10 protein-coding genes are annotated in these 12,353 nt (G+C 56.5%); 2 read left to right on the top strand and 8 right to left on the bottom strand.

The window, feature by feature from the left end:
- Window positions 1–200: 200 nt before the first annotated feature.
- From LW136_RS03870 to LW136_RS03835, 8 genes are all read right to left on the bottom strand, one after another.
- Window positions 201–515 (bottom strand): co-regulatory protein PtrA N-terminal domain-containing protein, encoded by a 315-nt coding sequence (locus LW136_RS03870; RefSeq protein ID WP_042922862.1) that lies wholly within the window; start codon window positions 513–515, stop codon window positions 201–203.
- Window positions 516–655: 140 nt separating this feature from the next.
- Window positions 656–1,012, bottom strand: a complete 357-nt coding sequence (locus tag LW136_RS03865) for a copper-binding protein (protein ID WP_017245526.1) — start codon at window positions 1,010–1,012, stop codon at window positions 656–658.
- 98 nt (window positions 1,013–1,110) lie between these two features.
- Complete coding sequence (locus tag LW136_RS03860; protein WP_042922860.1) at window positions 1,111–1,419, bottom strand: hypothetical protein; 309 nt, start codon at window positions 1,417–1,419, stop codon at window positions 1,111–1,113.
- A gap of 239 nt (window positions 1,420–1,658) precedes the next feature.
- Window positions 1,659–4,817 (bottom strand): efflux RND transporter permease subunit, encoded by a 3,159-nt coding sequence (locus tag LW136_RS03855; protein WP_234174696.1) that lies wholly within the window; start codon window positions 4,815–4,817, stop codon window positions 1,659–1,661.
- Window positions 4,814–6,265 carry an efflux RND transporter periplasmic adaptor subunit gene (locus LW136_RS03850; RefSeq protein WP_234174695.1) on the bottom strand — a complete coding sequence of 484 codons (1,452 nt, stop codon included), beginning with the start codon at window positions 6,263–6,265 and terminating at the stop codon, window positions 4,814–4,816. The genes LW136_RS03855 and LW136_RS03850 overlap by 4 nt, the downstream gene beginning before the upstream one ends.
- Window positions 6,262–7,515, bottom strand: coding sequence for a TolC family protein (locus LW136_RS03845; protein ID WP_042922856.1), 1,254 nt, complete (start codon window positions 7,513–7,515; stop codon window positions 6,262–6,264). The genes LW136_RS03850 and LW136_RS03845 overlap by 4 nt, the downstream gene beginning before the upstream one ends.
- 92 nt (window positions 7,516–7,607) lie before the next feature.
- Window positions 7,608–7,988 (bottom strand): hypothetical protein, encoded by a 381-nt coding sequence (locus LW136_RS03840; protein WP_014822249.1) that lies wholly within the window; start codon window positions 7,986–7,988, stop codon window positions 7,608–7,610.
- Window positions 7,989–8,092: 104 nt separating this feature from the next.
- Window positions 8,093–10,456, bottom strand: coding sequence for a heavy metal translocating P-type ATPase (locus LW136_RS03835; RefSeq protein WP_090523561.1), 2,364 nt, complete (start codon window positions 10,454–10,456; stop codon window positions 8,093–8,095).
- A gap of 701 nt (window positions 10,457–11,157) precedes the next feature.
- On the opposite strand from LW136_RS03835, the gene LW136_RS03830 reads away from it, so the two are divergent.
- Together LW136_RS03830 and LW136_RS03825 are read left to right on the top strand one after the other, a co-directional pair.
- Window positions 11,158–11,460, top strand: a complete 303-nt coding sequence (locus LW136_RS03830) for a transposase (RefSeq protein ID WP_042922387.1) — start codon at window positions 11,158–11,160, stop codon at window positions 11,458–11,460.
- Window positions 11,457–12,320, top strand: a complete 864-nt coding sequence (locus tag LW136_RS03825) for an IS3 family transposase (RefSeq protein ID WP_043220498.1) — start codon at window positions 11,457–11,459, stop codon at window positions 12,318–12,320. Before LW136_RS03830 ends, LW136_RS03825 begins: the two co-directional genes overlap by 4 nt.
- The last annotated feature ends 33 nt before the right edge of the window (window positions 12,321–12,353 follow it).

Below are 12,353 nucleotides of genomic sequence, written 5' to 3'. Positions count from 1 at the left end.
AGGCCAAGCACAAAAGCAGGCAGGGCGTCCGGAGGAGCCTTACCTGCTTCGATATGGTCGTTGCAGTATCGTTCGTATTCAAGACCTGGTCTGGACCTTCACCATTTTAGCGAGCTTCCGGCTTTGACGGTCTCCTTCATCCACCACATCCTTTCATCATTCCTCGCATGTCGCCTACCCTTGATATTAACTTTGACAGGTTAGCCGTTATTTACGCCAATCGGGGCGCTCAAAAACTCTACCGTATGAATTTTCCCGTCAGGTGTCTTTACCCTCATCTCGTAGGTTTGGACTTTGGCGTTAGTACGATAGTTTTGAATCATGTCAGTCTTGCCGTTCGCCCCTGCAGGTGCAATGTTAAGCACCTCACCTTCTTTAACCAACTTCTTAAGAGTGGACTTGGTTTCCGGATCATTCAAACGATGCAGCGTGCGTTCGCTTCCGCCTTCAGCTAACGCAAAAGATGAAGCAGCAGTTAGAATAAGCGGGAAAATCACTTTGTTCATACGGTTCATGGTTTTGACCCTTTGGTTAGTTGATACCGATATGTTATAAGTGCAAGACTTACAAGAATCTGTTCTCAACGTTACAAAGCTGTAATTTCTCTCTTTTAATCGAGCTATGCCCGTCGCATATACGGCGAGCGCTTCTGCACTTACTGTTTTTCGATGCGGGTGACCGTGGAGTCCATTCCCTGCGAGGAGAAATCGAACTGGACCTTATCGCCTTCTTTTAGCTTTTGGAGCTGATCAGGCTTTGCTTTGAATCCCATCGTCATTGCGGGCCAGCCCAAGGCCTTGACCGGGCCGTGGGCAATGGTGACGGTCCCGCTTTCGGTATTCACCTTCTTGATCGTGCCAGTAGCCGTAGCGGTCTGTGCGGCTGATTTATGGTCCATTTGCATGTTCATGCCTTTATGATCCATAGGCATGCCATCCATGGGCTTCTTGTCGGCAGCATAGGCGGCTGGGACCAAGAAAAGTGTGGCAAGGGTAATGGACATGATGTTCATGAATGTCTCTCCAGATCTGTAGGTTGCTGCGGTATGCAATTGCCGGCGGCGCAAGAGAAAAAATCTATCTATCCTTTGAGTGTGGTTTTTTGCGTTGCTTAAACGTTATTGAGTCCGAAGGGCAGTCCTCGGAATTCCACGATATGGGTCACGTCATCAGGCGTTCTGATTTTTATCTCAAACGTTTGGGGACGGCCATCATACTTGCTCCTTTGCATAACCCCACTTTTACCTGTGGCACCTGCAGGCCCTACACTTAGCACTTTGCCTTCCTCAAGTAGCGCCTTAAGTACTGGCTTGGCTTCTTTATGGCGCTGAATAACTTGATCAGAATTTTGTTCTGCCATTGCGAAAGAGGAGGCGGCAGCGAACATAGTAAAAAGGATGGTTTTGCTAATGGCTTTCATGACTAAACTCCTGATTGTTTGATGCCTATAGCTTAATGGCACAACACTTACAGTAAGCTGTTCTTCAAATTACAAAGCTGTAAGCGCAACCTTTTGTATTGCTGCGACCGCCGCGTATGTGGCGGTCGCTTGCTCCTTTGCTTTTTATGTGAATCGAATAGTCGAAACCATGCCTTTTCAAGATGAACTCTACATTCAACCAGGCCCCGTCTTTTAAGGAAGGCTGAGGTGCTTGATTTTCACGGATGTTCACCAGTGGGTTTGGTTGCGTGCTGGGCCTGCAATTGCCGGCGGCGCATCAGCAGGTAGGCTGCCGGCAGAACGAACAGGGAGAGCAACGGCGCGGTGATCATCCCGCCCACCATGGGCGCGGCAATACGGCTCATGATTTCGCTGCCGGTCCCGCCGCCCCAAAGGATGGGCAGCAGGCCAGCGATGATCACGGCGACGGTCATGGCCTTGGGGCGCACTCGCTGGACAGCACCTTCACGAATGGCGTCGAGCAGGACGCCTTCGCCATGGGCTCCAGCGTTAACCCGATCCGTCCAGGCGTTCTTCAAATACAGCAGCATAATGACGCCGAACTCAGCAGAAACGCCTGCCAGTGCGATGAATCCGATTCCTGTCGCTACGGATAGGTTGTACCCGAGCAGATATAGGAACCAGACGCCCCCGGTCAGAGCGAATGGCAGCGTAGCCATGATGAGCAGCGCCTCGCCAAAGCGGGCAAACGTTAGGTAGAGCAATACAAAAATGATCAGCAAGGTAGCCGGAACGACGAGCTTCAGCTTCGAGTTAGCGCGCTCCATGAATTCGAATTGGCCGGAATAGCTGATGCTCATGCCGGATTCGAGCTGGACCCCTTTGCTGATCTTTTCCCTCAGATCGCCCACCACAGCCGCCATGTCGCGGCCACGAACATCGACGTAAACCCAGCCCGACAGCCTTGCGTTTTCGCTTTTAAGCATGGGCGGTCCGTCTGTCACCTGTACTTTGGCCACGGTCCCCAACGTGATCTGGCTGCCTTGCGGCGTGTAGATCGGTAGGTTGCGCAGATCGGATATCGAGTCGCGCCACTCGCGGCCATAGCGGAGGTTGATCGGATACCTGGCGAGCCCTTCCACGGTTTCACCAATGGTTTGACCACCGATGGCACCGGCCACGATCGATTGCACGTCCGCGATATTCAGGCCGTAGCGTGCGGCGGCGACACGATCGATATCCACATCGATATACCTGCCGCCGGTCAGTCTCTCAGCAAGCGCCGAACTGACCCCAGGCACCGTTTTGGCGATTTTTTCCACTGCCTGGGTGGCTTTGTCGATCTGTGCCAAGTCAGTGCCATACACTTTCACCCCGATCGGGCTCTTGATACCCGTCGCCAGCATATCGATACGGTTTCGAATCGGCGGGATCCACAGATTGGCTAATCCAGGTACCTGTACGGTGCGATCCAACTCCTCAACCAGCTTGTCAGGCGTCATCCCAGGGCGCCATTGATCCTTCGGCTTGAACTGAATGGTCGTCTCGAACATTTCCAGCGGGGCGGGATCTGTAGCGGTGTCGGCTCGACCAGCCTTACCGAACACGTGTGCAACTTCTGGGACCGTTTTTATGAGCCGGTCCGTCTGCTGCAGTAGCTCAGAAGCCTTCTGAGCGGAGAGGCCTGGAAGCGCAGTGGGCATATAAAGGAGGTCACCTTCATCCAGCGGGGGCAAGAACTCCCCACCAAGGCGAGAGGCCGGCCACAAGCCTGTCAGGAAGACCAGAACAGCCACCAGCAGAGTCATCTTGGGCCAGCGCAGTACCGCGTCCAGGGCCGGCTTGTAGATCCAGATGAGGCCACGGTTGAGTGGATTACGGTGTTCGTCAGGGATTTTGCCCCTGATCCAATACCCCATGAGCACCGGAACCAGCGTGACAGACAGGCCCGCGGCGGCTGCCATTGCATAGGTTTTGGTGAACGCCAGTGGACCGAACAGCCGGCCTTCCTGCGCCTCCAGGGTGAACACTGGAATGAACGACAGCGTGATGATCAGCAGGCTGAAGAACAATGCCGGCCCCACTTCAACAGCCGCGTCAGTAATGACCTTCCAGTGCTCCTGGCCCTTCAAGGTGGAGTCAGGATGCCGCTTGTGCCAGGCCTCAATGTGCTTGTGGGCGTTTTCGATCATGACGATTGCTGCATCGACCATCGCTCCGATCGCGATCGCGATGCCACCCAACGACATGATGTTGGCGTTGATGCCTTGCCGCTGCATGATCACAAAAGCAATCAGGATGCCGATCGGCAACGACACGATGGCGACCAACGACGAGCGCAGATGCCACAGAAAAATCGCGCAAACCAACGCAACGACAATGAACTCCTCGATGAGCTTGTGCGTGAGGTTTTCAACGGCACTGTCGATCAGCTTGCTACGGTCGTACGTCGTGACGATTTCGACGCCTTGGGGCAGGCTCGCTTTCAGCTCATCCAGTTTGGTCTGAACGGCAGCGATGGTTTCCCGAGCGTTCTTGCCGCTCCGCAGGATCACCACGCCGCCGACTACCTCACCTTCACCGTCAAGCTCGCTGATGCCCCGGCGCATTTCCGGGCCGAGCTGGATATGCGCAACGTCCCCTAGCGTCACTGGCACGCCGCCGTCGAGACGCAAAGGAATGGCTCGAAAGTCTTTGAGTGTCTTGAGATACCCGGTCGCACGGACCATGAACTCGGTTTCTGCGAGTTCCAGAACACTCCCGCCGGTTTCACGGTTGGCTTCATCGATCGCCTTTGCAATCTGCTGCTGCGTCACGCCCCTGCTTGCCATGCGCACGGGATCCAGTACGACCTGATACTGCTTGACCATCCCGCCTATGGGCGCGACTTCCGCCACGTTGGGCAGTGTCTTGAGCTCATAGCGCAGGAACCAATCTTGCAAAGAGCGCAACTGCGAGAGGTCATGTTTGCCCGTTCGGTCTACCAAAGCATATTGGTAGATCCAGCCGACACCTGTGGCGTCAGGGCCCAAAGCGGGTTTGGCGGCGGCGGGAAGCCGACTCTGCACCTGACTCAGGTACTCCAGCACCCGAGAACGGGCCCAATAGAGGTCGGTGCCGTCCTCAAACAGGACGTACACGTAGCTATCCCCGAAGAAGGAGTAGCCGCGGACCGTCTTTGCGCCGGGGACAGACAGCATGGTCGTCGTCAGTGGGTAGGTGACCTGATTCTCAACGATCTGGGGCGCCTGCCCGGGGTATGGCGTGCGGATGATGACCTGAACGTCGGAAAGGTCTGGCAATGCATCAACAGCGGTGTTTTTGACCGACCAGACACCCCAAGCCACCGCGAACACAGTAGCCAGCAGGATCAGAAAGCGGTTGGCCACTGACCAGCGAATTATGGCTGCGATCATGGCTGGCCCCCCAGCTTCTCGATGTGCTCAATGACCAGGCCCTCTTCGCTTTCACGCACGCCCACACGGACGCGGTCGTCGACTTGCAAGCCTGACAGCAGGGATTGATCCGCAACCGGAAAGGACATGGTCATCCCAGGCATGTTCAGCGTCTTGAACGGCCCATGCGACAGGCCAACCATGCCATCTTCCAGGCTGACGATCGTACCTTCAGCCTCGTGCAACGCAGGTTCTGTAGAAGTTGCAGGCTCCTCCAAACCCTGAGCGGTCAGCCCGCGTAGGCTCGCCTCTGAATCCAGGAGAAACTGACCGGACGCCACGACCTTCTGACCGGCTTCCAGCCCTTCAAGCACCTCTGTCTGGTCATCGAATTCCCGGCCTGTGCGAACCTCAATCGGGCGGTAACGGCCTTGATCCTCGGCCAGCATCACCAATGCGCGCCGACCGGTGCGAATGACCGCCTCGGACGGGATGACCGAGACATCTTCGACGTTGCGACTCAACGTCACCTCGGCCGTCATGCCGGGACGAAGCCGTTGTTGCGGGTTAGGTAGCTCGACCCGGACACGCACAGTGCGGCTATCCAGGTTGGCTTGTGGTAGTACGGCCTGGATCGTCCCTTCCAGAACTTCACCTGCAAAGGCCGGGAGGCGCGCGTTGACCAGCTGCCCAGGCGCCACATTTGCAACCTGCGCCTCAGGCACCGCAACTTCTAACCATACCTTTTCCAGCCCATTAACACGTGCCAGAGACGCACCAGTGGATACGGTCATGCCCTCGCGAACGTCGAGGCTGTTCAGCACGCCGCCTATTGGACTCCTCACTGTCCAAACAGGGCGCGCTTTACCAGTTCGTTCTAGCTGCACTATGACTTCTGGCGGCATGCCAGCAAGGCGCAACCGCTGGCGAGCCGCTGCGAGCAGCTGGGGTTGGCCGACCCCTTTGAGCGCCAGGTACTCTTCCTGTGCGGCAGCCCATTCGGGAACCAAAAGATCGGCTAACGGCGCGCCTTTTTCGATGACATCCTCCGGTGCTCGGTCGTAAACGCGCTCGACAAAGCCACCGGCACGCGCCTGCACAACCGCCACGTCTCGCTCGTCAAACATCAACGCGCCTGTCGCTTCGAGCGACTGGCTGATCGATTCACGCGTTACGGTTGCCAAGCGCACGCCGAGATTCTGCGTCACGCTCGGGTCGATACTGATCGATGCCCCGTCGCTTCCCTCATCTGCATAGCGTGGAATCAATTCCATATCCATGAATGGCGACTTGCCCGGCTTATCGAACTTTTGCTGGGGGACCATAGGGTCATACCAATAGAGCACTTCCTTGTCTTCTTCTGCAGGCGATTGTCCGAAGGCTGCGGTAGGCAGACCGATTAGCGCTGCAGCGCTAATCATCAGAGGCAGACTGAAGGCGAGTACCAGCCGCTTGTGTTGGAATGTCATGGTCGGGTATCTCCAAAGGCGAAATGCAGGCGGGCATTGCTCAACGATCGATCGCGGGCGACGTCAATACGCCGTAGCCGGGTCTCCACAAGCTGTCGTCGCGCTTCGATCACAGCGGTCAGCTCACCGCTTCCGGAGCGGTAATCGGCCATGGCAAGGCGGACCTTCTCTTCAGCGAGGGGTAGTAAGGTTTTGTCGAGGCGGATGAGTGCGCGGTCCAGACGCTGATACTCAGCGAGGTCAGTACTCAGCTCTTGGTTGTACAGGCGCAAGGTCGCTTGGCGCTGAGCCTCGATCTGGGCAAGGCGAGCTCGTTCGGCCGCGATCTTCGGATCCTGCCGAGAGCTGGTAAACAGCGGCAGGTCGAAGCTGACGCTGAGGTTCACCATGTCGCCGTACTCACGGCCACGTCGCAGGTAGTCGATCCCCCAGCTCCAATCCGGTGTTTTCTCTGCGATGGCCTGGTGAACCTTTGCCTCCGCTTCACGAGTCATCGGGTCGAAGGCGAGTAACGCCGGGTGCCGGTTCAGGTTGTGCTGATAGTTATCAACGGCGGCAAGCCATTGCGGCCAGTCACCTGTAAGCGGCTGGCCTGCTAGCTCGCCTATCCAGCGCCGGAGGCCGGCCCGCGCAACAGCCTGGTTACGCAGCAGCTCATCCTCTTGTTCAGCCAGCAATGCTGCCTCTTGCCTCGGAAGTACGCTGTCTGCGGTTTGTCCGCTGCCGCCAGCAATGCGGGCCTGAACAGACCGCGAAAGGAGCTGATTCTCGCTGTAAAGCTGCTTGAAAAGGCTTAGCTTCTGCTCGACCGCGAAGCTAGCGATCCATGCCTCGGCGGTTGCTTGGCGCACACCGAGACGTTCAACCGTTTGCTGGGCGTTTGCGAGCGCAACACTAGCCTGCGCGGCCTCGACACGAGCGCGCCTTTTCGCTCGGTTTGGCACATCTTGCATGACCCCAACCATTTGCATGGTCATGGCCTCTTGCTCCAACTGCCAGCGAGCGTCACCTTCGATGGGCACGCTTTGCAGTCCAAGCTTAAGTTTAGGGTCAGGAAGCTCGCCGGCAGGGATTGCAGCGCTGCGTGCGGCCACCAGGTTGGCGGCTTGCGCATGCAGCGAAGGCGCGTCTTGCTCGGCCACGCTCAGAGCTTGTTCTAAGGTCAAAGCGGACGCTAACCCTGGAAACGAGAGCGCGCCCATGATCAAGGCGGCCACGTACGGCGGCGCCCAATAAATACGGGGTTTCATTTGCGAAGGATTCCTGATCTTTCATGCAAGCCAAAGGCGCGCGGTAGCCGGCCCGAATGCTCACTCGGGCGGTTCCTATAATTTGATCGGAATTAGACGCGGGGTGGATGCCAGACGGCGTCTAAAAGGCTAGAGGGGATCAGGCCGTTATAGGGAGTGGTCACGGGTTTAGCAGCAGGCATCAGCTGGGCTTTTATTGAGACAAGCTGAAGGATACTTGCAGTTTTGCATTCTTGGCCCGTCTTGCAGACGGTCGCCGTTCCATGCTCATTCGCTTCACAGCACTCGTGTTCAGCACCGTCATCGGCGCCAACCATCGAAGCGTGGTCGGTCGTCATGGCGCCCACACCTTCCATATCGGACATCACGTGATGCCCGGACGATCCAACCGGCATGAGCATTTCCGCTATCCCATTGATCGGAAGCGCAAGCACTAGCAGCAGGATAAGGAAGGAGCGCATGTAGGACTTCATATTTCCAGCTTACGGGGCAATTCATGAGCAATCAATTAGGCAATCGGTCGCTTCGCAACCGAAGCCTAAGCCTAAGCCTAAGCCTAAGCCTAAGCCGACAGGCTTCAAACTACACGCGTTTGACGGAGCCGGAGTGCGTTGAACACAACCGATGCTGAGCTGAGGCTCATGGCCAGGGCAGCAATCATCGGAGACAGCAACAGTCCGAAGAACGGATAGAGCAGACCTGCGGCAATCGGGATGCTCAACCCGTTGTACATAAAGGCAAACAGAAGGTTCTGACGCATATTGCGAACCGTCGCCACCGAAAGCGTGCGCGCGCGCAGTATCCCCATCAGGTCACCTTTAACGAGCGTAACTTGGGCGCTGTTCATGGCGACGTCAGTGCCCGTGCCCATCGCTATGCCGACATCAGCCCTGGCGAGCGCCGGCGCATCATTTATTCCGTCGCCTGCCATGGCGACTACTTTACCTAGGGCTTGTAGCTTAACCACCAGCGCCTCCTTGTCCTGCGGCTTCACTTCGCCATGCACCTCATCGATCGATAGCTCACGAGCCACCGCGCGGGCAGTGGTAAGCCCGTCGCCGGTGGCCATGATGACTTGCACGCCCTCCGCTTGGAGCCGCGCTACAGCTTCCTTGGAAGTCGGTTTGATTGGGTCCGATACGGCCAGCAAGCCGGCAAGTGCCCCATCAACAGCCAGGTACACAATGCTGGTACCGCTCTCGCGCATTTTTTCTGCCTGATCTCTCAACGGCTCGACGCTCACACCCGCATCTTCCATAAGCGCGGTGTTGCCTAGTTGTAGCTGCTTGCCTTCCACCAGACCACGGACTCCGATACCTGACCCTGACTCGAAGGTCTCTGGCTTCGCCAGCTGGATACCTTCGCTTCTGGCATGGTCTACGATCGCGTGGGCTAGGGGATGCTCACTACCTTGATCCAAGCTGGCAGACAAACGGATGACTTCCTGCGAGTCAAACGGCGTGACGCCTATGGCCCGATCGAAGACAGGTCGGCCCTCGGTCAAGGTTCCTGTTTTATCGACAATCAGCGTGTCTACCTTACGGACGTTCTCGATGGCGCCTGCGTCTCTGAAAAGCACTCCGCTTCCAGCCGCTTTGCCTGTGGCAACCATGATCGACATAGGCGTTGCAAGGCCAAGTGCGCAAGGGCAAGCAATGATCAGAACCGCAACTGCATTGATCAGGCCGAATACCCAGCCCTGCTCGGGTCCAGACAGGCCCCATGCAAAGAATGTCAGCAAGGCGATACCAATGACCGTCAGCACGAAATAACCCGCAACCGTGTCCGCCATTCGCTGCATGGGTGCTTTGGAGCGTTGCGCATTCGCAACCATCTGGACGATTTGTGAAAGCATAGTCCCGGAGCCAACCCTGGTGGCTCGCATGACAAGCGAGCCGCTCGTGTTCATCGTCGCGCCGATAAGCGAATCGCCTGTCCGCTTCGTCACCGGAACCGGCTCGCCCGTTAGCATGGATTCGTCGACGGCGCTCTCGCCCTCTAACACCTCTCCATCAACGGGTACCTTTTCACCAGGACGAACGCGCAGATGGTCGCCCTCGTGAACATGTGTGAGCGGGATGTCCTCCTCGGAACCATCCTTGGCGATACGGCGAGCTGTTTTGGGTGATAAGCCAAGCAGGGACTTGATTGCGGAAGATGTCTGAGAGCGGGCCTTCAGTTCGAGCAGCTGACCTAAAAGCGTCAGTGAAATGATGACCGCTGCGGCTTCGTAGTAAACGCCTATCCGGCCGCCCACAGTGAATGACTCTGGAAATATGCTCGGTAAGACGGTTGCTACGATGCTGTAAATATACGCAGCCCCTGTGCCAAGCCCGATCAACGTCCACATGTTTGGGCTGCGATGCTTAACTGATGCGAAACCGCGCACGAAAAATGGCCAACCTGCCCACAAGACAACCGGGGTCGTAAGGGCTAGTTCAACCCAGTTCTGGCTAGCGCCGTGAAACAGCGGTATCGCATGTCCCGCCATTGCCAACAGGGTTACTGCTACGGTCAGGGGCAGAGACCACCAGAATCGCTTCGAGAAGTCCTTGAGTTCGGGATTCTCCTCCTCGTCGAGTTCAGGGATCAGAGGTTCCAATGACATCCCACAGATAGGGCAATCACCTGGACCCATTTGGCGGATCTCAGGGTGCATCGGGCAGGTGTACTCTGTCGTTGCATCACCGGCGGGTGGTTTCTGTGCGGGTGGGGTAGATGCCCGAGAGGAGGTCCCATGAGCCTGCGGTGCAGCGAGATATCGAGCAGGGTCGGAACGAAACTTGGTCTGGCAACCCTGGCTGCAGAAGCGGTAAGTGCTTCCCTGATAATGCTCTTGATGCTCGCTATCCTCTTCCACCTTCATCCCGCAGACGGGGTCTGTGAGTGCTGCAGTACCTTTCGTTTGGTCGGGCTGGTGATGGCACTGCTGAGAGGACATACGGGGCACCTTATGGATTGGTTAGCGACGAACTTGGCCTATTGCAGGGACATTTGCGGTTTTTCAATGCTTGCAGCGTCTGACAGCCAATATATGCAAAGCGTCCTGACCAAAGGCTGAAGTAACCATTACATTTCTGTCAGGTTCTCTGGTATGTCAGGTCGTATGTATGTCCTGGGCGCGGTCAATGACTATTTGAGATCAAGACATCTCCACGGACGATGCGAGGCTGATCCAACCGGCTCGGAGTCGTCTTTTCGAATTTTGAAATTTCGCACCGTTGGTAATCACCACAAGCGAGGCGCGTCTGTGACGCGGAAGGGTACCGCGACTCCTCGCGACTGCTTAAAATACAAACGAAAGCGGATGATCTGAGTAATTTGTAGCGAGGGGAAGGTTCGAGAAAGTCTGCGTACGCTGAGATCTGCTCACTAACACCTAGCTACCTATCTAGTGCACGCACGAAGCGCGCCACGCGTCGAGCTGTACGGCGAGGCCACAAAATGATGGAAATTATGGCTCAGCAATAATTATGGCTGAGCCATAATTCCATATAACCGCAGCGTCACGGAAAAACCGCAATTGTTTACAGCCTGCAATTGACCATGACAGCTGCCCCTCCAATGAGGGGATAGACTGATCTAGCCCCGGTTTTACGGACACCTCAAATGTGACTATACCGTCAGATAGGAAGGTGTCCCATGACAGACAAACGCGAGTACCAACGCTACAGCCCCGAATTCAAGCGAGAGGCAGTCCGTCAGCTGACCGACTCGGATAAGTCCTGCACGCAGCTTGCGCGTGAGCTAGGTATCCGGGTCAATCAGCTCTACAAGTGGAAGCAGCAGCTTGACCAGAAGCAGGGCCACGCGTTCCCGGGCTCTGGCCGCCAGGCTGAGCCAGAAAGCGAAGTGGCTCAGCTGAAGCGCGAAATGGAGCGATTACGTGAAGAGAACGAAATCCTAAAAAAGGCGGCTGCGTACTTCGCCAAGAGCCTCGTGTGAAGTACGCCTTCATTCGTGATCATGCTGCCCAGTATCCGATCCGCAGGCTTTGCCGAGCGGTTGGCGCTTCGCCAAGCGGGTACTACGCGTGGCGCAATCGAGCAGAGTCGCGGCGTTCGAAGGCAAACCGTATTTTGCTGGGCCAGATCGAGGCGGTTCATCGTGATAGTCGCCAAACGTATGGGCCGATACGTATTCACCGAGAGCTAACTAGTCAGGGGAACAGTGCAGGCCTCAATCGCATAGCTCGTTTGAAGCGAGAGGCCGGTCTCAGGACAAAGCAGACCTTGGTTTGGCAGCAGGCCGGTCGCGGGCGAACGTTTGAACATATCGTTGAGCATCGACTGCTGAGGCGCTTCTATGCGGATCGACCAAACGAGCGTTGGGTGGCGGACATTACGTTCATTCCGACCGCTCAAGGATGGCTGTACCTATCGGTGATCATGGATCTCTACTCTCGGCTGATAGTTGGCTGGGCAATGGATAAGAAGCCCAGCCAAGAGCTAGCAACGCTGGCACTGGAAATGAGCCTGGGCAGGCGTGCCAAGCCTGTTGGCCTGCTGCTCCATACCGATCAGGGCGTGCAGTACAGAACCGCTCGTTATCAGGCTCTGCTTGCTCAAAACGATATCCAGCCGAGCATGAGCCGTAAAGGTAATTGCCACGACAACGCAGCGATGGAGAGCTTTTTCCATACGCTCAAAACCGAGCATGTGCGGCATCAGAAATACCGAACCTTCGACGAGGCTCGGCAAAGCTTGTTCGACTACATCGAAGTGTTTTACAACCGACAGCGACGGCATTCGTATTTGGCGTATATGACGCCGTTCGAGTATGAACGCCTGCACGCTGTCTCTTAGGTCGGTGTCCGTGAAATCGGGGTCAGTTCAGAC

Source organism: Stutzerimonas kunmingensis (assembly GCF_021432085.1).
Lineage (GTDB): Bacteria > Pseudomonadota > Gammaproteobacteria > Pseudomonadales > Pseudomonadaceae > Stutzerimonas.
The sequence above is the reverse complement of the archived record's forward strand: the minus strand, read 5'-3'. Positions and strand labels throughout refer to the sequence as shown.

Excerpts from the sequence above, each read along its gene's own strand:
- LW136_RS03835 (WP_090523561.1), bottom strand. The coding sequence starts at position 10,456 with ATGTCCTCTCAGCAGTGCCATCACCAGCCCGACCAAACGAAAGGTACT.
- LW136_RS03855 (WP_234174696.1), bottom strand. The coding sequence starts at position 4,817 with ATGATCGCAGCCATAATTCGCTGGTCAGTGGCCAACCGCTTTCTGATC.
- LW136_RS03845 (WP_042922856.1), bottom strand. The coding sequence starts at position 7,515 with ATGAAACCCCGTATTTATTGGGCGCCGCCGTACGTGGCCGCCTTGATC.
- LW136_RS03865 (WP_017245526.1), bottom strand. The coding sequence starts at position 1,012 with ATGAACATCATGTCCATTACCCTTGCCACACTTTTCTTGGTCCCAGCC.
- LW136_RS03860 (WP_042922860.1), bottom strand. The coding sequence starts at position 1,419 with ATGAAAGCCATTAGCAAAACCATCCTTTTTACTATGTTCGCTGCCGCC.
- LW136_RS03840 (WP_014822249.1), bottom strand. The coding sequence starts at position 7,988 with ATGAAGTCCTACATGCGCTCCTTCCTTATCCTGCTGCTAGTGCTTGCG.
- LW136_RS03870 (WP_042922862.1), bottom strand. The coding sequence starts at position 515 with ATGAACCGTATGAACAAAGTGATTTTCCCGCTTATTCTAACTGCTGCT.
- LW136_RS03830 (WP_042922387.1), top strand. The coding sequence starts at position 11,158 with ATGACAGACAAACGCGAGTACCAACGCTACAGCCCCGAATTCAAGCGA.
- LW136_RS03850 (WP_234174695.1), bottom strand. The coding sequence starts at position 6,265 with ATGACATTCCAACACAAGCGGCTGGTACTCGCCTTCAGTCTGCCTCTG.